The sequence below is a fragment of the Pseudomonas sp. GW821-FHT09E12 genome (genome assembly GCF_059416085.1).
Genome location: NZ_JBWKOM010000008.1, coordinates 303,521 through 328,744 on the forward strand (window position 1 = coordinate 303,521; position 25,224 = coordinate 328,744).

At 61.3% G+C, this 25,224-nt stretch carries 19 protein-coding genes; 7 read left to right on the plus strand and 12 right to left on the minus strand.

Annotation, left to right across the window (positions count from 1 at the left end):
- Nucleotides 1–80: 80 nt before the first annotated feature.
- On the minus strand, nucleotides 81–2,312 hold the full coding sequence (locus AC07PQ_RS23900; protein WP_493185304.1) for a DNA internalization-related competence protein ComEC/Rec2: 2,232 nt from the start codon (nucleotides 2,310–2,312) through the stop codon (nucleotides 81–83).
- Between the two features lie 148 nt (nucleotides 2,313–2,460).
- Between AC07PQ_RS23900 and AC07PQ_RS23905 the strand changes: the two genes are divergently transcribed.
- Nucleotides 2,461–2,976: a DUF2062 domain-containing protein gene (locus tag AC07PQ_RS23905; RefSeq protein ID WP_007931653.1), complete on the plus strand. Its 516-nt coding sequence runs from the start codon at nucleotides 2,461–2,463 to the stop codon at nucleotides 2,974–2,976.
- A gap of 48 nt (nucleotides 2,977–3,024) precedes the next feature.
- Here the strand turns inward: AC07PQ_RS23905 and AC07PQ_RS23910 are convergent, their stop codons facing one another.
- From AC07PQ_RS23910 to AC07PQ_RS23925, 4 genes are all read right to left on the minus strand, one after another.
- Nucleotides 3,025–3,804 (minus strand): ABC transporter permease, encoded by a 780-nt coding sequence (locus AC07PQ_RS23910; RefSeq protein ID WP_007931651.1) that lies wholly within the window; start codon nucleotides 3,802–3,804, stop codon nucleotides 3,025–3,027.
- A complete protein-coding gene (locus AC07PQ_RS23915; RefSeq protein ID WP_007931649.1) occupies nucleotides 3,801–4,733 on the minus strand; it encodes an ABC transporter ATP-binding protein in 933 nt (310 codons plus the stop codon). Before AC07PQ_RS23915 ends, AC07PQ_RS23910 begins: the two co-directional genes overlap by 4 nt.
- Nucleotides 4,734–4,865: 132 nt before the next feature.
- Nucleotides 4,866–5,489 (minus strand): glutathione S-transferase family protein, encoded by a 624-nt coding sequence (locus AC07PQ_RS23920; RefSeq protein ID WP_009042835.1) that lies wholly within the window; start codon nucleotides 5,487–5,489, stop codon nucleotides 4,866–4,868.
- Nucleotides 5,490–5,531: 42 nt separating this feature from the next.
- The gene (locus tag AC07PQ_RS23925; RefSeq protein ID WP_274305982.1) at nucleotides 5,532–6,191 is read right to left on the minus strand and encodes a transglutaminase-like domain-containing protein; all 660 of its coding nucleotides are present in this window, start codon (nucleotides 6,189–6,191) and stop codon (nucleotides 5,532–5,534) included.
- Nucleotides 6,192–6,437: 246 nt separating this feature from the next.
- On the opposite strand from AC07PQ_RS23925, the gene AC07PQ_RS23930 reads away from it, so the two are divergent.
- Together AC07PQ_RS23930 and AC07PQ_RS23935 are read left to right on the plus strand one after the other, a co-directional pair.
- Nucleotides 6,438–8,885 carry an acyl-CoA dehydrogenase gene (locus AC07PQ_RS23930; RefSeq protein ID WP_493185305.1) on the plus strand — a complete coding sequence of 816 codons (2,448 nt, stop codon included), beginning with the start codon at nucleotides 6,438–6,440 and terminating at the stop codon, nucleotides 8,883–8,885.
- Nucleotides 8,886–8,969: 84 nt separating this feature from the next.
- Nucleotides 8,970–9,377 carry a PA2817 family protein gene (locus tag AC07PQ_RS23935; RefSeq protein ID WP_007931642.1) on the plus strand — a complete coding sequence of 136 codons (408 nt, stop codon included), beginning with the start codon at nucleotides 8,970–8,972 and terminating at the stop codon, nucleotides 9,375–9,377.
- A 72-nt stretch (nucleotides 9,378–9,449) separates the two neighbouring features.
- Here the strand turns inward: AC07PQ_RS23935 and AC07PQ_RS23940 are convergent, their stop codons facing one another.
- On the minus strand, nucleotides 9,450–10,433 hold the full coding sequence (locus tag AC07PQ_RS23940) for a LysR family transcriptional regulator (RefSeq protein WP_009042832.1): 984 nt from the start codon (nucleotides 10,431–10,433) through the stop codon (nucleotides 9,450–9,452).
- A gap of 91 nt (nucleotides 10,434–10,524) precedes the next feature.
- Here AC07PQ_RS23940 and AC07PQ_RS23945 point away from each other — a divergent pair, with 91 nt between their 5' ends.
- The 3 genes from AC07PQ_RS23945 (at nucleotide 10,525) to AC07PQ_RS23955 (ending at nucleotide 12,663) form a co-directional block, all read left to right on the plus strand.
- Nucleotides 10,525–11,151: an alanyl-tRNA editing protein gene (locus AC07PQ_RS23945; RefSeq protein WP_493185306.1), complete on the plus strand. Its 627-nt coding sequence runs from the start codon at nucleotides 10,525–10,527 to the stop codon at nucleotides 11,149–11,151.
- A 101-nt stretch (nucleotides 11,152–11,252) separates the two neighbouring features.
- Nucleotides 11,253–12,023, plus strand: coding sequence for a 2OG-Fe(II) oxygenase (locus AC07PQ_RS23950; RefSeq protein WP_007931636.1), 771 nt, complete (start codon nucleotides 11,253–11,255; stop codon nucleotides 12,021–12,023).
- A 1-nt stretch (nucleotide 12,024) separates the two neighbouring features.
- On the plus strand, nucleotides 12,025–12,663 hold the full coding sequence (locus AC07PQ_RS23955; protein ID WP_493185307.1) for a LysE family translocator: 639 nt from the start codon (nucleotides 12,025–12,027) through the stop codon (nucleotides 12,661–12,663).
- Nucleotides 12,664–12,742: 79 nt separating this feature from the next.
- Here AC07PQ_RS23955 and AC07PQ_RS23960 read toward each other — a convergent pair whose 3' ends face one another.
- The 5 genes from AC07PQ_RS23960 to AC07PQ_RS23980 form a co-directional block, all read right to left on the minus strand.
- Entirely contained in the window at nucleotides 12,743–13,564 is an 822-nt protein-coding gene (locus AC07PQ_RS23960) for an alpha/beta hydrolase (protein ID WP_493185308.1), read from the minus strand.
- A gap of 441 nt (nucleotides 13,565–14,005) precedes the next feature.
- Nucleotides 14,006–16,882, minus strand: a complete 2,877-nt coding sequence (locus tag AC07PQ_RS23965) for an ATP-binding protein (protein ID WP_493185309.1) — start codon at nucleotides 16,880–16,882, stop codon at nucleotides 14,006–14,008.
- A 495-nt stretch (nucleotides 16,883–17,377) separates the two neighbouring features.
- Entirely contained in the window at nucleotides 17,378–17,716 is a 339-nt protein-coding gene (locus AC07PQ_RS23970) for a hypothetical protein (protein WP_007931626.1), read from the minus strand.
- A 175-nt stretch (nucleotides 17,717–17,891) separates the two neighbouring features.
- Nucleotides 17,892–18,173, minus strand: coding sequence for a hypothetical protein (locus tag AC07PQ_RS23975; protein WP_037035993.1), 282 nt, complete (start codon nucleotides 18,171–18,173; stop codon nucleotides 17,892–17,894).
- A 105-nt stretch (nucleotides 18,174–18,278) separates the two neighbouring features.
- The gene (locus AC07PQ_RS23980) at nucleotides 18,279–18,995 is read right to left on the minus strand and encodes a fimbrial biogenesis chaperone (protein WP_493185310.1); all 717 of its coding nucleotides are present in this window, start codon (nucleotides 18,993–18,995) and stop codon (nucleotides 18,279–18,281) included.
- A 1,077-nt stretch (nucleotides 18,996–20,072) separates the two neighbouring features.
- Between AC07PQ_RS23980 and AC07PQ_RS23985 the strand changes: the two genes are divergently transcribed.
- Nucleotides 20,073–23,525, plus strand: a complete 3,453-nt coding sequence (locus AC07PQ_RS23985) for a GLUG motif-containing protein (protein ID WP_493185311.1) — start codon at nucleotides 20,073–20,075, stop codon at nucleotides 23,523–23,525.
- A gap of 130 nt (nucleotides 23,526–23,655) precedes the next feature.
- Here AC07PQ_RS23985 and AC07PQ_RS23990 read toward each other — a convergent pair whose 3' ends face one another.
- A complete protein-coding gene (locus AC07PQ_RS23990) occupies nucleotides 23,656–24,870 on the minus strand; it encodes a sugar transporter (RefSeq protein WP_493185312.1) in 1,215 nt (404 codons plus the stop codon).
- Nucleotides 24,871–25,224 lie beyond the last annotated feature (354 nt).

Consider the following 25,224-nt stretch of genomic DNA (forward strand, 5'->3'; position numbering starts at 1 on the left):
TGCGCCACTCTAACATAGGGGCCGAATGCACCGAAGAACCTGATGTCGCATGCCTTCAGGCTTTAATAACTCTCGGTTATTTAAGGAGATAGTGGCCATTTGCGCCAAAAGCGTCGCTGCGCCCGCAGGCTCGTCGGTTCGGTGTAAGTGCCCAGCATCAGCCGCAGCGCTCCCTGCTCCGCACTGTCGTAAATGGCGCTCCCTTGCTGGCGATAACGTTCGACGACCTGCGGGTGCGGATGCCCAAACCCATTGCCGTGCCCACGGGAGATCAGCACCACCGAAGGTGCAAGGGCCTTGAGCAGGGCCGCGGACGACGAGCTGCGACTGCCGTGGTGCGGCGCCTGCAACCAGTGGGTCTCGACGGCCAGCGGGGTATCCAGCAAGGCGCGTTCGGCCAGGGCATCGATATCCCCCGTCAGCAGCAAACGCTCGCCCTGGGCCTCGACCTGCATCACGCAGGACTTCTGGTTACCGTTCTGCGCACCCGCCCATTGCCACAGGGAAAAACGCACCCCGTCCCATTGCCACTGCTCGCCGCTGGCGCAAGGCTCTGCCGGTAAATATGCCGGCAAACCCTCGGGATCGCCGCTGACCAGCCTGGCCACCGGCAAGCCGCGCTGAATGGCGTCGGCGCCACCGGCATGATCGGCATCGGCGTGGCTGAGCAGCATCAGGTCGAGGCGCGCGACGCCCAGCTTGCGCAAGGACGGCAGCACCACCCGCGCGCCCAGGTCGGAATCGCCAAAACGCGGACCGGCGTCATACAGCATCGCGTGCTCGCGAGTCCGTACCAGCACCGCCAGGCCCTGCCCGACATCCAGCTGCCAGACTTCCGCCTCGCCATATGGCAGCGTGTTTTTCGGCGGGAACACCACCAACAGCAGCATCGGCCAGCCCAAGGGACGCAGCGGCACGCCCGCAGGCAGCAACAGCAGCAAGGCTCCCAGCGCGCTGATGCTCCAGGCCCAGAGCGGTATGGCCGGCGCTACCCACGCCGGCCACTGGGCAGCCAGCAGGGTCAGGCCGCGGAACAGCAGGTCCAGCAAGCCACCGGCCAGCCAGAGCAAACCTTCGCCCAGGTAAGGCACCGCCAGGAACAAGGTGCCGAGCAATGCCGGCGGCAGCACCAGCAGGCTGATCCAGGGTTCCGCCAGCAAATTGGCCAGCGGCCCGCTGAGACTGATGGGCAACCCCAGCGCCAGCAGCACCGGGCACAGGCCGATGGCGATCAACCATTGAATACGGGTCCAGGACTGCCACCAGCGCCAGCCCCCCAGGCGCCCGCCAAAGATCAGGATCAGCACCGCCACCGCGGTAAAGGACAGCCAGAAGCCTGGCTGCAGGCTGGCCAGCGGCTCGAACAACAGCACCGCATTCAATGCCAGCAAGAACGGCCACCAGGCACCCAGGTGGCGAAAGCGCAGGCGCCAGATCAGCACCAGGGCCACCATCACACAGGCACGGCGCACCGGCACATCGAACCCCGCCAGCAACCCGTACCCCAGGGCCGAGGCGAATGCCAGCCCGCAGGCCCAGGGCAGCCAGGGCCAGCGTCCGGGCCACAGGCCGTAGCGGGCCAGCCCCGCCACCAGGGCGTACATCACTGCGGCCAGCAAGCTGATGTGCTGCCCGGAAATCACCATCAGGTGCACGGTCCCGGTGTCTTGCAAGACACGCCAGTCTTCCTGGCTCAACCCGGAGCCGTCGCCCAGTACCAGGGCCGCCAGGCCGCCGGCGCGCCCGTGGGCATCGACTTGCAGCAAGCGCTGGCGAATGCGCGCGCGCCAGCCGCCCTCCGCGGCAACCAGCAGTTGCCCATCCTTGACCGTGCCCGTGGCGCCGATGCGCTGGGCCAGCAACCAGGCCTCATGATCGAAGGCTTGCAGATTGACCAGGCCGGCAGGTCGCTTGAGCTTCACCGCCAGGCGCCAGCGTTCGCCGCTGTGCACCGGCGGCCCGCCATACCAGGCCAGGCGCAGGCGTTGCGGGATCCGGCCGCGCCGCGCCCGCCCGTCTTCCAGCTCGAAACGCACCAGCCCCTCGGCCTGCTGCGGCAGCCCCACCACTCGACCTTCGAGCCAGCGAGTCTGCCCGTCGAGCGGTTCCGCCAAACGATCATCCAGCGCCGATTGCGCGCTGATGCAGGCCCACGCCAGGCCCAACAGAAAAAGGGCCAATGGATAGGTGCGAAACGGCAACAGCATCAAGGCCACTACCGGTAGCACCGCCAGCCATCCGATCGCTGGTAGCGCCGGCAAAAAGCGCAGGCACAAAAGCCCCGCCGCCAACGCCAGCATCCCTGTGCGCATAAGCCCGTCCTTGAGCAGTTTTTGAGTGTTGTCACTCCTTGGCTTAGCTCAGCGGACCGGGCGCCGGCTTTATCATTTGTCACAAAGTCTGAATGGGCGCCTTCTAGAATCCGGGCATACTTGCCGCTTGAACTGACCGAGAAGCCTTATGCCCCGGCGCCTATTCAAACGTTACATGCCAGATCCGACCAGCATCAGGGAACACAAGTCCTTACGCTTTCTTGGCACGTTGCTGCATGACCCCAACCTCTGGCACCTCAACCGGCACTCCGTGGCGCGCGCCATGGCGGTCGGCCTGTTCGCGGCCTTTATGCCGATCCCGGCGCAAATGCTGCTGGCAGCCGTGCTGGCCATTTCCGTGCGCGGCAACATGCCGATTGCCGTGAGCCTGGTCTGGCTGACCAATCCGATCACCATGCCGCCGGTGTTCTTCTGCACCTATCAGATCGGTGCCTGGTTGATGAACGTACCCGCCCGGACCCTGCCCGACGAGCTGACCTGGGAATGGATCAGCGGCGAACTCTCGACCCTCTGGCAACCCTTCCTGCTGGGCTCGCTGGTGGCTGGCCTGGTGCTGGGCGCCCTCGCCTATTGCCTGACCATGCTGTACTGGCGCTGGTGGGTCAGCCGGCAATGGCGCCGCCGCAAGCAGAGCCGACTGTAGAAACGCAAACGGCCTCCCGAGGGAGGCCGTTGTCGTTTCTGCGCGGGCTTACTGGCGCATGCCGCGACCACTGACCAGCAGGCGGGCACAACCGAAGTACAGGACCACGGTCGCCACCAGCATGAAGGTAATGGCCACGCTGATCTGGATGTCGGAAACCCCGAGGATGCCGAAACGGAAGGCGTTGACCATATGCAGCACCGGGTTGGCCAGCGACACCGTCTGCCAGAACGGTGGCAGCAGGGTGATGGAGTAGAACACCCCGCCCAGGTAGGTCAGCGGGGTCAGCACGAAGGTCGGGATGATCGAGATATCGTCGAAGTTGCGCGCGAACACCGCGTTGATAAAGCCCAACAGGGAAAAGATCGTCGCGGTGAGGACCACCACCAGCAAGGTGATGCCCAGGTGATGCACCTGCAGGTGGGTGAAGAACAACGACAGCAGGGTCACGATCACCCCCACCGCCAACCCCCGCAGGACACCGCCCAGGGTGTAGCCGATAAGGATGGTGTGCGGCGACACCGGCGACACCATCAACTCCTCGATGGAGCGCTGGAACTTGCTGCCGAAGAAACTCGAGACCACGTTGCCGTAGGAGTTGGTGATCACCGACATCATGATCAGGCCCGGCACGATGTACTCCATGTAGGTGAAACCACCCATGTCGCCGATCTGCCGACCGATCAGGTTACCGAAGATCACGAAGTACAGAACCATGGTGATCGCCGGCGGCAGCAGGGTCTGCGGCCAGATCCGGGTAAAACGCCGGACTTCGCGATAGACGATAGTGTTCAGCGCGACAAGGTTGGGCCGTAGCTCGGAACTCATACCGCCACCTTCGACAGGTTTTTCTCCACCAGGGACACGAACAGCTCCTCAAGGCGATTGGTTTTGTTACGCAGGCTCAGCACTTCGATGTTCTGCTGGGCCAACTGGCTGAACAGCGCGGTGATGCCCACGGCTTTGTCGACCTGGACTTCCAGGGTGTGGCTGTCCAGCAGCTTGCTTGGATAACCGATCAGTTGCGGCGCCACCTTCAGGTCGGTCTTCAGGTCGAGCAGGAAGGTTTCCACATGCAGCTGGCTCAGCAGCTGGCGCATGCTGGTGTTCTCGACGATGGTGCCGTGGTCGATGATGCCGATATTGCGGCACAGCTGCTCAGCCTCCTCCAGGTAATGGGTGGTGAGGATGATGGTGATGCCTTTCTGGTTCAGCTCGGTAAGGAAGGTCCACATCGAACGGCGCAGCTCGATGTCCACGCCGGCAGTCGGTTCGTCGAGGATCAACAGGCGCGGTTCGTGCACCAGGGCGCGGGCAATCATCAGGCGGCGCTTCATGCCGCCGGACAGCGAGCGCGACGGCACATCGCGCTTGTCCCACAAGCCGAGCTGGGTCAGGTACTGCTCGGCCCGCTCCTTGGCGACCTTGGTCGGGATACCGTAGTAACCGGCCTGGGTCACCACGATATCGAAGGTTTTCTCGAACTGGTTGAAGTTGAATTCCTGTGGCACCACGCCGATGCAGCGCTTGAGCGCGGCGGGCTCGCGATCCAGGTCATGGCCGAAGACATTCACCGTGCCGCTGGTCTTGTTGACCAGGGTCGAGAGGATGCCGATGGTGGTGGATTTGCCGGCACCGTTAGGGCCGAGCAAGGCGAAGAAGTCACCTTCGGCGACATCCAGATCGATACCACTCAGGGCCTGGAAACCGTTGCCGTAGGTTTTGGTTAGCTGCCGGATGGACAGAGCGGAACTCATATCGGATTTACGCACCAAGAAGGGAGAACATTATAGGTAAGGGCGGACCGCCTGCATTGCAACGGCGCCGGATACACCCAATGGTGCTTGCCGACGCCGCACAAGTACAGTCACCCGTATTGATAGTCAGTATTAAGTCAACGCAGTCATCACCGCCTTGCGGTAGGCCGGACGCTGTTGCAGGCGGGCGTACCAGGCTTGCAGATTAGACAACTGCGGGCGCTCGATGGGCATTTCGAACCAGGCATAAATGAAACTGCCCAGAGGGATATCACCGATGCCGATTTCCTCGCCGGACAGGTAGGGATGTTCGGCCAGGGCCTGGTCGACCACAGCCAGCAGTTCGCCGCAGCTGTTCAGCGCGGCATTGATCTTGTCCCAGTCCTGCTGCTGTGCCGGCGTGCGCAGCACACCCCAGAACAGGTGCCGGAAGGGTTCGGCGAAGGTCGAGGTGGTCCAGTCCATCCACTTCTCGGCCGAAGCCCGCGCCTGTACATCGCTCGGGTACCAGGCCGTGCCGGCGGCATGGCGCGCAGCGAGATAACGCACGATGGTGTTGGACTCCCACAGCACAAAGCCGTCGTCCTCGATCAGCGGAATCCGCCCATTGGGATTCATCGCCCGATATTCCGGGGTATCCACCACACCGAAGGCACCACCGGCATCCACCGCCTCGTAGGTCAGCCCGAGCTCTTCGGCGCACCACAATGCTTTCCTGACATTCGACGAGTTTTTCCGACCCCAGATCTTCAGCATGACCGCTCCTCAGTGATGAATGCCGAGGCAGTCTACGCCGGATCAGACCTGACTCAAATCACTCTGCATGTCGCCCAGCAGCAACGGCATCTGCTCGGCGAACAGATGCGGATAACACTTCTCCAGGTGTTTGAAGAAGAAGGTCTCGGGGACGTCGGCGAATTGTCCGTGGTCCAGCACGTATTCCATCATCTGCTCGCCCTGGCGATTGAACGGGTGGAACACGCTGTCATGACGGCCATCGAATTCCAGTGGCGCTACATCGTACATCTCGCAGAGTTTCCGGTTGAACGCCGGCGTGGCCTTGACCCAGCGTCCTTGCAGGTACAGCTCGGTATAGCCGTGCATGGCAAACACATCACTGCGCAGCAACTCCAGCAAACGCGGGGTCGACAAGTGATTGCGCACGTCCGCCAGGCCGATCCGCGCGGCGATCCCGCAATGCCGCGCGCAGCCGGCAAGCAGGGTGGCCTTGGGCACGCAGTAACTTTCGCCGGTAGCCAGGGCATGGCTGCCACACAGGGTCTCGGGGTCGCGACTGAAGGTGTAGGGGTTGTAGCGCACGGCCTCGCGCACCGCGTAATAGAGGTTCACCGCCTGCTCCAGCGGATCGCTGCTGGCGCCACGATGAGTTTCCGCGAACTCCACCACCGCAGGGTGGTCACTATCGATGAAGCGGCTGGGACTCAGGTACTCGTGCATGGGGATGATCTCCGAGTGAAGTCCCGAGTCTAACGACGGCCTCCTCCCAGCGATAACGACGTTTCGGCCAAATATCAGAGGCTGCCGCTTCGAGCCTGACAAGATCGACACGTTGCTGACCCGATGCCTGACGCACTGCGTCCGCTTCTTCTTACCGCTGCAAGCGCACTGCCCTGTCACCCCTTTTGTCGGATGCCGACTAAGCTCTGTGGGTGATTTTGCCCCTGGTTTCACGGAGGATTAAATATGCTGTTGTTGTGGATACTGGTTCTGCTGGTCGGTATTGCCTACCTGGCCCACCGCCGCATTGCGCCCCTGCCCGCTCTGGGCGTGGTGGCCGTCTACCTGCTGGCCATGGGCGCCTTCAGCCGTGCACCGGGCTGGCTGCTGCTGATCTTCTGGGTATTGCTGGCCGCGGTGGCAGCGCCCTTGCTACTGCCCGACCTGCGCCGCAAGTACTTCAGCGCCCCGCTGTTCAGTTGGTTCCAGAAAGTCCTGCCACCGATGTCGCAAACCGAACGCGACGCCATCGATGCCGGCACGGTCTGGTGGGACGGTGAACTGTTCAGCGGCCGTCCGGACTGGGACAAGCTGCTGGCCTACCCGAAAGCGCAACTGAGCGAAGAGGAACAGGCCTTCATCGACGGCCCCACCGAAGAGCTGTGCGCCATGGTCAGCGACTGGCAGATCGGCCAGTCCATGGACCTGCCGCCCGCCGCCTGGGAGCACATCAAGCAACACGGTTTCTTTGCCCTGATCATCCCCAAGGAGTTCGGTGGCAAGGGGTTCTCCGCCTATGCCCACTCACAGGTGGCGATGAAACTGGCGACCCGCAGCGGCGACCTGGCGTCCACCGTGATGGTCCCCAACTCCCTCGGCCCGGCCGAGCTGCTGCTGCATTACGGCACCGACGAACAGCGTAACCACTACCTGCCGCGGCTGGCCCGTGGCGACGATATCCCCTGTTTCGCCCTCACCGGCCCGCTGGCCGGTTCCGACGCCGGCGCCATGCCCGATACCGGGGTGATCTGCAAAGGCCAGTGGCAAGGCGAGGAAACCCTCGGCCTGCGCCTGAACTGGGAAAAGCGCTACATCACCCTGGGCCCGGTCGCCACCCTCCTCGGCCTGGCCTTCAAGGCCTACGACCCGGACCATCTGCTGGGTGACGATGAAGACCTGGGGATCAGCCTGGCGCTGATTCCGACCGACACCCCCGGCGTGGAAATCGGCCGTCGCCACCTGCCGCTCGGCGCTGCCTTCATGAACGGTCCGAACTCCGGCAAGGACGTGTTCATTCCCCTGGACTTCCTTATCGGCGGCCAGGAAATGCTCGGCAAGGGCTGGATGATGCTGATGAACTGCCTGTCGGTCGGCCGCTCCATTTCCCTGCCGGCCGTCGGCACTGGCGCGGCCAAGTTCACCAGCCTGGTGACCGGCCAGTATGCCCAGGTGCGTGAGCAGTTCAACGTCCCGCTCAATGCCTTCGAAGGCATCCAGGAAGCCCTGGCCCGCATCGGCGGCAACGCCTGGCTGATGGACAGCGCGCGCATGCTCACGGCCAATGCGGTCGACCTGGGGGAAAAGCCTTCGGTGCTGTCGGCGATTCTCAAGTACCACCTGACCGAACGCGGTCGCGAATGCATCGGCCACGCGATGGACGTGCACGGCGGCAAGGCCATCATCATGGGCCCGAACAACTACCTGGGCCGCAGTTGGCAAGGCGCGCCGATCTTCATCACCGTGGAAGGCGCGAACATTCTCTCGCGCAATCTGATGATCTTCGGCCAGGGCGCCATTCGCTGCCATCCGTTCGTGCTCAAGGAAATGGCCCTGGCCGGTCGCGAAGACCACGATCAGACGCTGGTCGAATTCGACGGCCTGCTGCTCAAGCACATCGGTTTTGCCGTGGGCAACGCGGCCAGCACCCTGGTGCTGAACCTGGGCCTGGGGCACTTCGAACAGGCGCCGGGGGACAAGCTCAGCCAAGGTTATTTCCGCGCCCTCAACCGCCAGGCCGCGGCCTTCGCCATGCTGGCCGACCTGAGCATGATGCTGCTGGGCGGCGATCTGAAGCGTCGCGAACGCCTGTCGGCACGCCTCGGCGATGTGCTCAGCCATATGTACCTCGCTTCTGCCGCACTCAAGCGCTACCACGACCTGGATTCGCCTGAGCATCTGCGGTCGCTGTTCACCTGGGCCATGGAAGAAAGCCTCGGCCAGTCGGAACGGGCCCTGGACGAACTGCTCGAGAACTTCCCGAACCGGGTGCTGGGGTGCCTGCTGCGGGTGGTGGTATTTCCGTTCGGCCGCCGTCACAAAGGTCCGTCCGACCAGCTGGACGCCGAGGTCGCCGCGATCATCGGCCGGGCCAAGGGCGACCCGACCCTGGAAGAGCTGCTGGCCGGCTGCTACCGCCCACAATCGGCGCAGGACCCGGTCGGCGCCCTGCAACACGCCTTCGACTTGTTGAACGCCAGTCACCCGCTGCAGAAAAAACTGCACGAGGCGCTGAAAAGTGGCCAGGTCAAACCGGTGGCCGGCGAACATGCCATCGACGCCGCGCTGGAGGCCGGCGTGTTGCAGCCAGTCGAAGCCCAGACCCTGCGCGAGGCTGAAGCCGCCCGCCGCAAAGTCATCGATGTCGATGACTTCGCCAAGGAAGAGCTGACCCTGAGCGAAGGGAAAATCCGCTAAGGCGCAGGACCGTCAGGCGGATTATGAAACCGGGCGCGGGAGCTATATACTCCCGCGCCCGTTTTGCTGTTGAGGACTCATGTCATGTCCAACGTCGTCGCCGATCATCTCGTCCTGCTCGACCATTTGCGCAGTATCCTGGTCGCAGTGGGTGAAGCCGAGCAGGTTCCCGAAGAAAGCCATGCCTTGTTCCTGGAACGCTTCGACGAACTGCGCGCCTCGCTGCCGATCGACCCGATCGAAAGCCAGTACCTGGGCCAGGATCTGCTGTGCCAGGTGATGCAGCGTTATCCACAGGTCGCCCATCTGGTACCGCGCGACCTGCTGTGGTTCTTCGCTGGGGATTGCCTGCATTACATGCCCGACGAGGAAATCGACCTGTACCAGGCGCTCGAAGAGCGTCGCTACGAGGCCGAGCAGAATGATGAACCGTTCGACTGGAACCAGGAAAAGCAGCTGCTGGCGCTCTCCGCCCAGGACAGCAAGCACTGAGTCCGGCCCGGACACTACAAAGGCCCGCACGGTTGAACCGGCGGGCCTTTTTTCTACCCATGAGCGGCTGGCTCAACCCGCGCCATCGCCTTCGGGCTGTTCGTAGCCTTTCGCCTCCTGCTTGCCCTGCCGGCTCAAGGTCGGCTCCTTGGCCAGGCACTCCACCAGGTAATCGATGAATACCCGCAGCTTCGGCGGCAGGTAACGGGTTGGCGAATGCAACAGCCAGGCACCGCCATGGTAGGAAGCGAGAAACGTCCAGTCCGGTAGAACCTGCACCAGCAAGCCCTGCTCCAGGGCATGCCGCGCGGTGAAGTACGGCAAGCTGCCGATGCCGATATGCTCCAGCACCGCCCCCAGCCGTACCCCGGTGTGATTGGCCGCATAACGCCCACGCACGCCAACCGTCACCGACTTGCTGCCCTTCTTGAACTTCCAGCGCGCATCGCTGGGGGTTTCACCCAGGTAAATGCAACTGTGGTTGAGCAGATCGTGGGGATGGCTGGGCGTCCCGTGCTCGGCCAGGTACTGCGGCGTGGCGCACAGCATATGATCGATGGTCAGCAACTGGCGCCCGACCAGCCCCGCCGGCGGCCGATCGGTGATGCGGATGGCCAGGTCCACGTTGTCGTCGATCAGGTCGATGTTGCGATCTTCCAATAACAACTCGACATCGACCTTGGGGTAACGCCGCAGAAACTCGGGCATGTACGGATGCACGACAAAACGCCCCACGGCCTTGGGCACGCTGACCCGCACCAGCCCTTCGGCCTCGTGGGTGAACTGACCGCTGATTTCCATCACCGACTTGGCGGCGCTGACCATCTCGCTGCAGCGCTTGAACACCTCCTCGCCCCCTTCGCTCAAGCGCAACTTGCGCGTGGTGCGTTGCAGCAAGCGAGTCGCCAGCGCCTTCTCCAGACGGGAAATGCTGCGACTCACCGCCGACGGTGACGAACCCAACTGGCGGGCGGCTTCGGAGAAACTGCCGACCTCGACGACCTTGACGAAAATCGCCATTTCGCCCAGCAGCGGAAGGGGGAGATTTATGCTCACAGCACAACAGTCCTTTGAGGTTTGAACGGATTATCACGCAATTCCGCCGCGCCATATAATTAAAAAAGGTATTTTAATAAGGGCACGGAATATGACGCTTCGCCTCTTTTTTCATAATGATGAACTCAAGGCCAACGTTGAAGTGCTCGAATGCACCCCGCAGGACAACGAATTCGCGGTGATCCTGCGTGCCACGATCTTTCATCCCCAAGGCGGCGGCCAACCCTGCGACACCGGCTGGATCGGCGAAAGCCAGGTGTTGCGCGTGGTCCAGGAACCCGAGCGAATCATTCATTACGTCAGCCAGCCGGTGCAACCGGGCATGGTCCAGGTCCAGGTCGATGAACAGCGCCGCCAGTTCAATACCCGCATGCACTCGGCCGGGCACCTGATCGGTCATTTCGGCGAAACCCGCGGCTGGGTCCCGGTCAAGGCCCATCACTGGCCTGGTGAGGGCCGCGTGTCCTTCAAGCCCGGGGACAGCCCGCAGGAACTCGACATCGACAGCCTGCAGAGTGGCATCGATCACTGGATTGCCGCCGACCTGCCGCGCCTGGTCTCGCTGCGTGAAGGCTCGCGGGAAATCGGTTTCGGCGAGCTTCCCGCCTATGGCTGCGGGGGGACCCATGTGAAGCGCCTGAAGGAATTGGGCAACGTCACTATCGCCTCCCTCTCGCAGAAGAAAGGAATGCTTTCGGTTCACTACCACGTGGACTGATTCATCGGCGGTGTCGCCTTGCACATCACGCGACGCATCGCCTGACACAGGGGAAACCCGCGTGCGCGGGTTCGACGATTATCGGATAGAGGGATCTGCAGATGATGCTTGACGTCGAGCGTCTCGATGAGACGTGCATAAAGAAACTGGCCCAGGAACAAGTGCTCGCCCTGCGCATCAAGAATTTCCTGCCGCACACCCAGGCGATCCAGCTGGGTGACAAGATTCTCGCTCCCGGCTTCGAGGGCTACATCAACGCCCCCAGCATCGGGCGGATCGGCATGGCGTTTTATGAGGCGGAAAACCAGCCGCTGCTGATCGAAGACTATTTCGAACGCGCCACCGCCAACATCGCCGAACTGCGCACGCGTTGCGCGCCCTATGCGTCTCCCGTCGACACCCTGCGCTGCATGCTCGACGAGTCCTGGCCAGCCGGCGCCCACCTGGAAAACCTGTACGGGCGCAAGATGTACGTTGGCCTGTCGCGGGTGGTGAAACCCGGGGTGTGCTTCCTTGCCCATCACGACATTTTCGCCAAGGACGCCCCCGACAGCTTCCAGGCCCACAGCCTGGAGGCGCAGTTCGCCTGCAATCTCTACCTGAACATGCCCGACGCGGGTGGCGCCCTGCAGATGTGGAATCACGATATTTCCCCGGACCAGTTCGACGACATGCGCGGCGACAGCTACGGCATCGAGCCCGCCCTGCTCGGCACACCCTCGCTGGAGATCCGCCCGGAGCCCGGGGATTTCATCATGTTCAACTCAAGGCGCATGCACGCAGTCACCCCGGGGGTGGCCAACCCGCGCCTGAGCCTTTCCTTTTTTGTCGGCTATCGCGGCAGCTCGTCCCCCCTGACCTTCTGGAGTTGAAATGCTTTCCAACTATCTAGGCGAATTCCTGGCCCTGGCGACCATCCACTTTCTCGCCGTGGTGGCTCCCGGGCCTGACTTTGCCGTGACCATCCGCCAGAGCGTGCGCTTTGGCCGGGTGGTTGGGCTGTGCACGGCCATCGGCATCGGCGCGGGGATTTCCGTGCATGTGCTGTACACCCTGCTGGGGGTCGGTGCGCTGATGCATACCACGCCATGGCTGCTGAACGTGGCCAAGGTGGTGGGCGGCGCCTACATTCTTTATCTCGGCGTCAGCCTGTTGCGCAGCAAACCCAAGACATCGATCGAGGGCAGCGACACGAACAACGATCAGGTGCAGCAGCAGACCTTGCCCAAGGCCTTCATGACCGGTTTCCTGACCAACGCCACCAACCCCAAGGCCACGCTGTTCTTCCTGGCGATTTTCACCACGGTGATCAGCGCCACCACGCCCCTCAAGGTGCAGGCGCTCTACGGTGTATGGATGTGTTGTGTGAACGCGCTGTGGTTCGTGATCGTCGCGCTGTTCTTTTCCAGCCCGCGGGTGCGCTTGCTGTTCATGCGCATGGGCCACTGGTTCGAGCGAACCATGGGAGTGATCCTGATTCTGTTCGCCGGGCGCCTGATCCTGTCGATGTAAGCCGCATCCCAACGCCTTGCTCAAGCGAGCCGCCAGCAACTGGCGGCTCGACACAGGCTTGCTCAGTTCCGATCCACGATCAGTTGGCGGATGACAAGGCCTGAAGCAAGACTCCCTGCGGTTTTGCCATTTCGTCCAGGACTGAAAAGTGCGTGCAGCCCGGCACGTGAATCAGCTGCACAGACTCTCCTCGGGCCAACGCCTGCTTGGCGTATTCATCAGACTGGCGGACCAGTTCCGACAGTTCGTCGGCACCTACCGCCACCCATGTATGGGCGCCCTTGCCGATATGGTGCAGCGGGCTATAGGCATTGATCTCCGCGTCCGAGAGACTCAGTTTCTGGTTGAGCCACGACAGGCTTATGGGTTCCAGGTCGACCAATGCGCTGATCGCCAGGACATCGGTCACCCATGGGTGCGAACGGAACTGGATCGCCAGGTGGCCTCCTGCCGAGTGCCCGCTCAGGACCACCTTGTGCCCCGCAATACCCAGGTGATCAACGTCGGCGTGGAGATGCTCGAGCAGGCTGCCAATTTCGCTGACGATCTGTGTCATCGAGGCTTGCGGCGCGAGCGTATATTCGGCCAGGACGACGTTGAACCCCGCAGCCAGGGGACCGGCGGCGATGAAGGCGAAATCTTCCTTGCTGCAATTCTGCCAATACCCGCCATGGATGAAGATGAACGTCGGGGCGTCGGCTTTGCCACAGGGCAACCAGTCATAACGCTGCCTGGAGCCGGTGCCGTAAGGCAGATCGAGCCGGCCGGCCACAGAGGCGTAGAAACTGGCGCTACGCGCCTGCAAGTCTGCGTAGATACCGGGGAAATCCGGCACTGCCTCGGTGTTGTTATACGCCGCGTCGAGCTGGGCTTGATTCATGTCGCGATAGAGAATGGTCATGGTCATCTCCGATGGAAGGAATGTTTAAAAGGCTTGGTCAGCGGCCTGCGGTTGGTGCGGACGTGTCCGTCATCGAGCAGGAAGGTTTCAGGGGAGCGGCTTCGCTGTCCACGGCTGCTCTCTGTGAGAGGAATGCCACGCGTGGTTGGGGACTGTAGGCAGGGTGGTGGGCGGAACGCGGCTCGAATGCGCTAAAGAGTGAGTGGAGCCCAGGTCAGACGTAAATCAGCCGAATCTTAAATTTCTCTAGGATTTATCTTGCCATGGCCGCCCTGGGTGAACGGCGCAACGGCATATCAACTTGAAGCGGGGAGATACTCAGGCGGGGGCCATACAGGCCAGCGCGATGCTGGGAAAGCCGGCGCTGAGTGCGTCCGGCCCGCTCAGTCAGCACCGCGATTATCCGGGATGGGATCTGTCCTGGTGACCGGTTCGTCGTGCTCAAGCCCGCGCAGGGGCTCGTAGAGTATTCTCCAGGGCCTGCCTCAGCACCTGCTGGGTCAGGGGCTTGAACACCACCTCATCCATCCCGGCGGCCAGGCAGCGCTGGATTTCCGCGTCCTCGGCACTGGCGGTCGCCCCCAGGATCCAGCAGCGCCGGCGCCCCTTCTCGCGCTCCATCTGGCGGATGCGCACGGTCAAGTCATAGCCGCCCAGGCGTGGCATCTGGCTGTCGGTGATCAACACATCGTACTCGGCGGCCAGCCAGGCTTCCCACGCCGCCTGCCCATCCTCGACCAGCGTCACGCGATGCCCCAGAACCAGCAATTGCTCTTCCAGCGTCAGCCGGCTGAACGCATTGTCCTCAGCAACGAGGATATTCAGCGAAAGCGGCTCCGTGCTCGCCTGCGGTACTTCTGCCGCGGCTTCGGCAGGCGCCTCGGCCAGAGGCAGTTGCAGGGTCACGCTGAAGCAGGAGCCTATATCCGGTTCGCTGCTCAGGACGATAGTGCCGCCCATGAGTTCGACCAGCCGCCGGGTGATGTTCAGCCCCAGCCCACTGCCAAAGGTTTGCCCGGCCTGAGCCGAACTGACCTGGGAGAATGGCTGGAACAATCTGGCCTGGTCCTGCTCCGAGATGCCGATACCGCTGTCGATGACCTCCAGCAACAGGTGCAGATGTTCTGCCTCCCGGCTGCCCGAGGCATGCAGCGTCACCCGGCCCCTCTCGGTGAACTTGATGGCATTGCTCAGCAGGTTGAACAGCACCTGTTTCAAATGCAGCGGGTCGATCAGCACCCATTGTTCCATGTCGCCGGTGAAGCGCATCTCGAACGCCAGCTGCTTCTGTCGCGCCATGCCGACCACCAGGGGCGCGATCGCTTCGATCTGGGCCTTGAGCTGCACCGCCTCGGGCGCCGAGTCGATCATCCCGGACTCGATCCGGTTCAGGTCGAGCACATTGCCGAGCAACAGCAGCAGCCCCTGTGCCGCCTCCTGCGCGACGGCCAGCGACGTCAGGTCCAGTTCGCCCCGTTCGGCCTTCTGCTGCACCACTTCCTGCAGGCCGATAATGGCGTTCAGCGGGGTACGGATCTCATGGCTCATGGTGGACAAAAAGATGCTCTTGGCCTCGTTGGCCGCTTCGGCCTTCTCCCGCGCCAGCGCCAGCTCGCCTTCGGCCTGGCGGGTCTTGCGCACCTGCCGGGTCAGGTAGAAACCCCAGATCAGCGACAACAGGACCAGCAAGCCGAAGACACCGCCAAGCCGGAGGATATTGCTGCGATGATCCCGCCAGAAATGGCTGCCCAAGGTAGAAATACGCGGCTCCCACTGCTCCACGATGTCCGCCACTTCCTCTGGGGTGATCGCCACCTGGGCCTTCTCCAGGATGCTGCGCAGTTCTTCCTGCCCCTTCAGCACCCCAAGGCTGACCGGTCGGGAGAACTCGTCGAGAATGCCGATTACGCGCAAGCGGTTGTTGAAACGCTGGGCGGACAGGAAACGACCGGTGTAGTCACTGCCGATGAACGCGTCGCTACGCCCGTCGTCGACACTGCGCATGGCCTCCAGAAAGTTGGGATAGATCTGTAAGCGGATATCCGGATAGTTCTGCTGGATGATCTGATTGACGAAATAACCCGGCACGCTGGCCAGGCGCTTGCCTTGCAGGTCATTCAGGCTATGAAAAGGACTGCCCTGGGTACGGGCTGCCTTGGGTCCGGCCATCAGTACCACCGAGCTCCTCAGATAAGGAAGAAGGATATCCATATAGGCCTCGGTGTCGGTGTCGGCAGACGTAACCGAGGTCATCAGGGTCTTGCCCTCGGTTATCTGCGCGTTCATCTCGGCATAATTCTGCGCGCGGACAGGGCGGAACGTCAGGCCGCTGCGCTGGCTGAGCAACTTGAGATAGTCGGGGCCGATACCCCGCACCTGCCCACTGTTGTCCAATTGTCCCAAGGCGCCGAGAGAGTCATGGACAGTCACCGGGATTTCCGGATGGGCGGTCAGCCAACGGTTCTCGGCGGGCGTCAGCGTCACGCGCTGCTGAGTCAGGCGCAGGCTGCTCCCCGCACTCCAATTGCGCAGAATACTTTCGCTATGCCGTGAGCGAATGGTCGGAAGGCCTCGTTCGATCACGGCATGCAGGCGAGTATCGGAGGCGCGCACCAGGAAGCCGAAACCACGGCTTTCCACCGGCGCGAAGTTTTCGATGTGCAGGTCCAGCAGGTAGTTGATGTTGATCAGATAGTGGGCCGATACCGCATCATCGATCACCCCATCGACCTCTCCCAGGCTCAACGCCTCGAGCGCGCGCAGCGGCGAGGCGAATGGCAGGACCTGGCTGTACGGATAAACCGCGGAGACCTTTTCCTCGACACGGTAGCCGGCAAACACCCCCAGCCGGGTGCCGGGTGCCTGTGGGTCGTAAGGATGGCGTTCGGCTGTCACCAGCACCGGTTGGTTCGGTTCATAGGCCTGGGTCAGTAGCAGACCGTTATTCTCGGCATCCATCGCGGAGCCACCGCCGACCAGGTCAATCTCACCATTGTGCAGCGCGTCCAGCGCCGCCTGCCTGGAAGGGAATTGACGGACCTTGGGGGGGATCTCGAACAACAGGGCGAGGTAATCCGCGGTGATGCCCTGGAAACGATTGACGTCAAGCATGCCCAGCGGCGGATAGTCGGGCAATGCCACTCCGATCGTGAGTGGGCCTCTGCTTGCCAGCCACTGCCGGTCTACTTCACTCAGCCATGGCCGGCTGGTCACTGCCACCCTTGAGACGAGGGAAATATCGGGCTCCTGTGCGACCAGGGCGGGTGACAGAACAAGTAACAGGCAGAGAGCGACCATCCGACAACACGCTGGAATCATGGAATACCTTCCTGTGAATCGAACCCCGGCAACCTGCGCAAATGGGCCGTTGTCCCACGAGCAACAGCGTCACCCTCTTATGGAGAGTGCCGCTTTGATCTGTGGCAATGGGGGATGGATCAAGAGTGATCCGTCGGTATTCTAGCCGGGCGCCGGCGGTTGTGACATCGAGCGGCGAAAGCCTTTCTCGACTATGCGCGCCCTTGTGCTCTGATGGACTCGGGAAGGCTGGACAGCAACTGGCTCGCGATAGCCATCCGATCGGGGCAGGCAACAGGTCGTCGAGCAGAAGAATATGTGCCCGCCACCGATGACGATCAGTTGTAGTTGAGAACGAAGCTCATGGTCGCATCGCCCTTGCCCGGTTTTATCTCGCCACCTGTCGGAACGTATTTGGCGCTGCCGGAGAACCGGTAAATAGAGCCCCCCGCCACCTCTCTATTCCAATCGAGGGCGACGGACCTGGCAATATCGAACGGCAACTTGACGCCCTTGTTATTGACCAGGGAAATGCCCCCCCGGCGCGACACCCGCCTGGCCCAGCTTGGAAAGCTTGAGCATGCCATCGGCCTGGGAGCTACCTTCGAAGTAGACTTTTACCGGAACCTTTGTATTAGGTTTCAAACCATCACAACGGACATCGAAGTTGAACGGCACCTCTCTGACGCTACCCTTGGCAATATTTTCGATGGTCTGTTTACCCATCGGTACATTGACCGCCGCCCCTACCGATTCGCATCCGGCGAAAAACACATCGTTGACCAGTTCGGTAGTGCCTTGTGATCGGATCTGAACGGATACATTCCCCCTTGCCCAGGTTATGCCGAATTTCATCGGCGCATTTCCTGATGCCACGCCGCGACCGGTGCGAACAAATACAACATCCATAAACTTGGGAAGAATTGGACTCCCCCAATCGGGCGTCCAAGAATATGGGACACACCAAGTGTCGTTATTAACTTCCGACAGCGCCAAACAGAATTTGACCCCAACACCTTTGATGCCCGTCTCATACACCTTCGGAAGTGGCCGATGGGGTCAGTGCAGTATCCACCGTAATAGAAATGGTCTCTAAGCCGCTGCATATAACCATTCCCCCACCACTCCAGAGGTTCGTTACCCGATGTCTAGCAATCCCCTGCCCAATGGAGGCAGCCTTGATCAGGGTTTGAGCAGGGAGAATGATGTCCTTTATCAGCGGAGAACCATTGGGCAATGAGCAATTCGCCGCAAGCGCATTCCGAGCAAATAGGCTGGATAAAAACATCAAGATGAAGATCAGTTTTCCCATATGTAAAGTTCCTTCCCGCGCCCCATTAAGTACCTGGGTACAAATCGATGATGAGCAAAGAAAGTTAGCGAGAAAGTTCTCGTCTCTACCAGAAGACACCAGGCCTCAGTCGGAGATGGCGCTGTCGTATTTGAGGATTCCGCCGTAATCGCCAATGACTTCGAATTCAACCTTGAGGTCGTGGGCCTGGACGCCGTTCGGCAGGTCCGCCATCTCGACCCGGGAAGTCGCGGCCGGCGCGACCATATCGATCGGCGCGGTAAAACTCTTGTTTCCCATCCGCAACGTGATCGCGGCAAAAGACAGGTGGAAAGCCGACGGGTTGGTCACCTCCAGATAGGGTTTGCCGTCTTTGGCAAGCAGGCGCCACTTCAGTTGCTGGGGGGCCTCCGCGACCTTTCCCGGTAGCCCGGCCGGCCGGTAGAACAGTTTGAGGCGCTGCTGCACGGCGATTTGCAGGGTATTTTCCTCCCGGGACTTTTGCGGAACCTCCCGTACGTTCAGCCAGTACACCGACTCCTTGTCGGTCGGTAGGCCCTTGCCGCTGTAGAGGATGCGCAACACCTGCTGCTGTTCGCCAGCCAGGCGCTTGAGCACCGGGGTGATGGCGAAAGGCACATCCTCGCTCTTGTCGGCCGACTCGATCCAGGCCTGGAACATCAAGTCCTCGGTCGCGCCGTTCTTGATCACCAGGGACGCTTCCTTGCTCGGCGCCGCAAGCACCACACGGGTGTTTTCCAGGTTGATGCCAGCCTGGGAACAAGCAGGCAAAAACAGGGCGAAGCTGGCCAGAATCAATCCGGCGATGACTGGAGTCTTCACGGTAAATTCTCTACCTCGGTATGCGTCGAAGAACAGAACCCCGTTGTTGCGTGCCATGCAAAAACATCGATGGACTCGACGAGGCAAACCGTGTGGGTATTCGTGACGTTCGAGAAAGTCAGGAGGCAGGAAAACTACATTAGATAGGCGTCGTAATCAGTAGGACGATTCCTAAAAGGAACAAAATGCTCACTCACTATGCGAAAGCCGAAAAGAGCGAACAGAATAAGCAATCATCCTCAGAGCCCATATTGCTGGATACCTGTCTGCGCATCAGTGTTTTCTAAAAACAAGTGTTTTCGATCCATAAGCTCCAGATCGAAGGTATTTCTATTAGCCCTGACATTCAAAATTTCATGCCGTCATGGATCTGATATTTTCCGACATGAATGAAGTATCAACCCTGTCGGCTTACATCCTGGTTTTAACTTAGAAACCCCTCTCACAGAACAAAAGCACCGCAACCCGAACTGCCCAGGCTCGACGATCGAGAAGGCCTGCCAGGCAGGCTTAAAGCCTTGGCCCGCTGATTTTTAGATACCTCCCAAAGCGGAGAAAGCGGCGGTCTCCCCAAGGAATCGCGCTTCTGATTCTGCCACGCCATCGGGCATCAGGCTGTAAGGACTTCAATATGACGAGCGCAATAGCTTGCTGTCTTACTTCAACTAGGAAAGTGCCGTATACCAGTTAAGAAAGTTCTGGTTTTTTATTTTATTTCCTTTTGTTAATTAATAGACCCCTCTGAGCAACCAGGCATTTACATGCAAATAACTCCAGCCCTCAACGCTGGCGCGTACAGGCTCGCAATCAACTCTCCCGCAAAATCAGATAGTCATTCGAAACAGTCGAATAGCCACTTTTTAGACGTTATGTAGCAGGTCTCATCTGACAAAAAAACTCATGGGTCTCCCTTGCTTGGAAGCCCATGAAATCAAGCGCGGCTTGAGACAAACAACTTCCCTCCCGCATGGAGGAAATGGCGCCCCGGCTTTGCGTGATCGCCTTGGCGCCTGCCCCGCATCCGTTGTACCCGTTCTGCTGGGGGGATCAGCAGAGTATTCATATAGAGGACGCACCATGAACAAAAGCTATGCACTGATCTGGAACCAGGCCACTGGTTGCTGGAACGTCGCCAGCGAAGGAACCCGGCGCCGAGGCAAATCCAGTCGCCTCAAGGTCGTGATCGCCGCCGGCTTCTCGCTGCTGGGCCTGCTGGCCCAGGCTCCGGCCTTTGCCTTGCCGAACGGAGCGGCGATAGTCGCGGGCGACGCCGGCCTCCATACCACGGTCGACGGCAAACACATGACCATCGACCAACAAAGCAACAAACTGATCACCAACTGGAACGAGTTCAGCGTCGCTGGCGACGAAAGCGTCAGCTTCCACCAGCCCGGTAGCCAATCGATCGCCCTCAACCGGGTACTCGGCACCAATGGCAGCGATATCCAGGGCCGTATCAATGCCAACGGCAAAGTGTTCCTGATCAACCCCAATGGCGTGGTCTTCGGCAAGTCCGCCCAGGTCAACGTCGGCGGCCTGGTGGCCTCCACCCAGAACATCAGTGACAAGGATTTCCTCGACGGCACTTACCGCTTTACCGGGAACTCCAGCTCTGCCGTGAGCAACGCCGGCCAGATCACCGCCAACGAGGGCGGCAGCGTCGCGTTGCTAGGTGCCCAGGTCAGCAACAGCGGGGTAATCCAGGCGCAGATGGGCAGTGTCGCACTGGGCGCGGGCAAGGACTTCAGCGTCAACTTCGACGGCAACGGCCTGCTCAACCTGCAGGTGAACGGTGCCGCGGTGGATGCCCTGGTGCAGAACGGTGGCCTGCTCAAGGCCGACGGCGGCCAGGTGTTGATGACCGCCAGCAGCGCCAGCAGCCTGCTGAAAAACGTGGTGAGCAACCAGGGCGTGATCGAGGCCAAGACCTTGCAGAACAAGGCCGGCAAGATTGTCCTGGACGGTGGCGACAACGGCATCGTCCAGGTGGCCGGACGCCAGGACGCCAGCGCCCTGGGCGGCCAGGGCAACGGTGGCGTGGTGGAAAACCGCGGCGCCCGGGTCGAGGTCCAACTGGCTGCGCAAGTGGATACGCACGCCGACCAGGGCACCACCGGCACCTGGAAGATCAGCACGGACGAGGTGAGTGTTTCCAAGGCAGAGAACGGCATGCGTGGCGGCAATACCGGCCCTACCCTGCACGCCGATACCCTGGCCCAGAACCTGGCCCGGACCAATGTCGAACTGAACAGCAAGGGCAATCTGTCGGTCAACAAGGCGCTGTCCTGGAACAGCGGCAACAAGCTCGGCCTGACCGCCGAGCGCGGCGACATCCAGGTGAACGCGGCATTGAGCGCCACCGGCAACGGCGCGGCCCTGGCCCTGAATGCCGCGCAGGGAGGCATTCGCCTGAATGACGATGTCGCGCTGACCGGAACGGGAGCGAGCCTGGAGCTGAACTCCAAAAACGGCCACAGCCTCAAGGATGACAAGAGCGTCACCCTCTCCGGTGCGGATGCCCGCTTCAGCGCCAACGGCGAGTCCTACCAGGTGGTGCAGAACCTGAAGCAGTTGCGCGATATCGAAAACAACATGAATGGCCGCTATGTACTGGGTAACCGGATCACCGGCCAAGGCAGCTTCAGGACGCTTGGCGAAGGTCGCTCCTTCACCGGCAAGCTCGATGGCCTGGGCAATACCATCAGCGACCTGTCGCTCTATAGCAGCACCGCCTTTGTCGGGCTGTTCGGTACCAATCTGGGACAGATCAGCAACCTGAACCTCGAACGCATTTCAGCCAGTGGTGCTTATTCCACCTACTACAACACCCAGGTCGGCACCCTGGCCGCGGTGAACATGGGTAGCATCCGCAACGTCAAGGCCAAGGACGTACGGGTGACCGGAGCCTCTCATCTGAACTCGCTGGGTGGCCTGGTCGCGCTCAACCTGAACGGCGACATCGCCAACTCCTCGGCCAGCGGCCTGGTGATCGGCAACCAGTACACCTTTGCAATGGGTGGCCTGGTGGGCGAAAACGTCTCCAGCGCAGGTGGCGTGGCAAAAATCACCAATAGCCATGCCAATATCGCCCTCAGGGGGCAGATGAATTCTGGCTCCAGAGGCGCGGGTGGACTGGTGGGTTCGAACCGCGGAGTCATCGCCAATGCCTCCAGCACCGGCACGATCGACCTCGCCGGCGCCAACCTGAACATCGGCGGCCTGGTCGGCGAAAATACTGGCGATGGCAGCATCAGCAACTCCCGCTCCAGCACCAATGTCTCGGGTAGCCGGGCTGGTCGGATCGGTGGCCTGGTCGGCTCCAACCAGGGTTCGCTGGCCAACTCTCACGCCAGCGGCGACGTAACCGGCAATGGCACGGAAGCGATCGGCGGCCTGGTAGGCAAGAATCAGGGTGGTTCGATTGCCAACAGCTCTGCCAGCAACAACGTGTCCGACCTGTACAGCAGAAATGTGGGCGGCCTGATTGGCCATAACCAGGGCGGCCGCGTCGATAACGCGTTGTTCTCCGGCGCGGTGAAAGGCGGCAGGAATGCCAATGTCGGCGGCCTGATCGGCACGAACCAGAATGGCTCGATCAGCAACAGTTCGGCCAAAGGCAATGTGTCCGGTCTGTACGGTAGCAATGTGGGTGGCCTGATTGGCTACAACCAGAACAGCCGTATCGATAATGTAACGGTGGCCGGCACGGTGAAAGGCGATAGCAAGGCCAATATCGGCGGGCTGATCGGCTACAACGAAAAGTCCTCCATCGCCAACGCGTCCTCCACCTCCCTGTCCGTTACCGGCGGCAATGACGCCCTTATCGGTGGCCTCGTCGGCTATAGCCTGGCTAGCAGTATCACCAACTCATCAGTATCTGCCACAGTGACCGCCGGCAACGCTAGCCAGAGCGGTGGCCTGGTCGGCTACAGCAAAAATACCGATATCACCAACGCCTCGGCAGCCGTCCTGGTGACCGCCGGCGACAATAGCCAGGTCGGCGGCCTGGTGGGCCACAGCCAGGATGGCCGTATCATCAACGCCTCCGCATCCGGCACGGTGAGCAGCGGCAACAATAGCCAGGTTGGTGGCCTGGTCGGTTACAACCAAGACAGCGACATCACCAACGCCTCGGCATCCGCCACGGTGAACGGCAGTGACGATAGCCAGGTCGGCGGCCTGGTTGGCAGACAGCAGGGCAAGGTCGCCAACTCCTCCGCCAAAGGTTCGGTCAACGGCGGTCGCTATAGCAGTGTGGGTGGCTTGGCCGGGATGAATGAAGGGGAGATCAGCAACTCCAAAACCACCAGTAACGTCAGCGGCGGTTACGGCGCGCGCCTGGGCGGGCTGGCGGGGATGAACTTCGGTACGCTGCGCCTGTCATCGGCAGGCGGCAAGATCGATGGTTCCCACGCCTCCGGACAGTTCTACGGTGGCCTGGCCGGCATCAACTTCAATTCGGACCAGCAATCCAGCAACAGCGTCTTTGGTGAAGCGACCAAGGTGCCGCAGGTTGGCCTGCAGTTCTGAGAGCTGAAGCTCTGCCCCCCGTCATAGGGAGGCAGGGCTTGTTGTCCGATTGAAAAGAGGGGGCAATGATTCAGCCGAATCATTGCCCCCTCTTTTTTCCTGGCGCCTCTCGGCGACCTGCTCCAGAGCTCTACTTCTCTGTCGCGACCTCAGCCCCGTCGGCGCCCGGAACGCTGGGCCGGGTCAGGCGGTAGATGGATGCGCAGTAGAGCAGCAACGCCAAGGTCGCCAGCAAGCCGCCGGCCAAGCCGATATAGGCGAACCCGAGCTGGCCCCCTACCCAGCTGCCAAGCAGCGCGCCGCCACCGATGCCGATATTGTAGATCCCCGAAAACAGCGCCATTGCCACATCGGTAGCGTCCGGAGCGAGTACCAGGACCCTGGACTGCAGTGCCAGCCCGAAGCCCATGATCGCCATCCCCCAGATCAGGCTGAGCCCGCCCAGATACGAGACTTCACCGCTCAACGGCAACAGCAATGCCAGGCACAGAATGAGCAACGCCACCGTCACCAGCAGAAAGCGCTGCGGGCTGTAGCGGTGAAACCTGCTGAACAACAGCGAGCCGAAGATACCGGCGCCACCGAACAGCAGCAGGATGAGGGTCACCACATCGCCACTCAAGCCGGCCACCACCTTGATGAAAGGCTCGATGTAGCTATAAGCCGTGAACTGCGCGGTGACCACCAGGGCCGTCAGCACATAGAGCGCCATCAGCGCAGACCGCTTGAACAGCACCGGCAGGCTTCTGAGAGACCCCGAGTTCTGACTGGGCAACAACGGCAGGCTCCTGGCCAGCCAGAACACCAGCGCGGTAGCCAGGCCAGCAATCACGATAAAGGTGGTCCGCCAGCCCATGGCCTCGCCCAGCAACCTGCCGAGGGGAATACCCAGCACCATCGCCAAGGAAGTACCGGTGGCCAGCAAGCCCAGGGCCTGGACCTGTTTTCCCGGTGGCGCCAGACGCACCGCCAGGGACGCGGTAATGGACCAGAACAGCGCATGGGACAAGGCCACACCGACCCGGCTCAGCAACAGCATGCCGAAACTCGTGGCCAGCCCCGACAGGATGTGACTGGCGATAAACATCCCGAACAGCACGAGCAACAGCTTGCGTCGCTCGACGTTGCGCGTCAGCAACATGACCGGCAGCGAAGTCAGGGACACTATCCAGGCATAGAGAGTGAGCATCAGACCGACCCGGGCCGTCGACAGGTCGAAGCTGCTGCCGATCGAGCTCAATAGCCCGACGGGGACGAACTCCGTGGTGTTGAACACAAAGGCCGCCAACGTCAGTGCGATGACCGCCCGCCAATTACCCTTAGTTGTCGCCACGGAGATACTCATTTAAAGGTGCACCACTCTGTCGATGGTCAATCAGGCCCAGACCTTCGCAAACCCTGTGCCAAACGCCTACTCACAAAGACTGAGCGCACGGTCAGGAGCATGCAGGCGCCGAACAGGATCTGCGCCAGCGTACAGGACAAGGGGAAAGCAGCGTCATCCCGCACTACAGAGGAGCAACGGACCGAAACGCGGCCACTGCCGACGGAAACGAAAAAAGGGTCCCGAATGGGACCCTTTTTCGATGAGCTACAGACCTTTGATAATCTGTAGCTCTATGTTTGGAGCGGGAAACGAGACTCGAACTCGCGACCCCGACCTTGGCAAGGTCGTGCTCTACCAACTGAGCTATTCCCG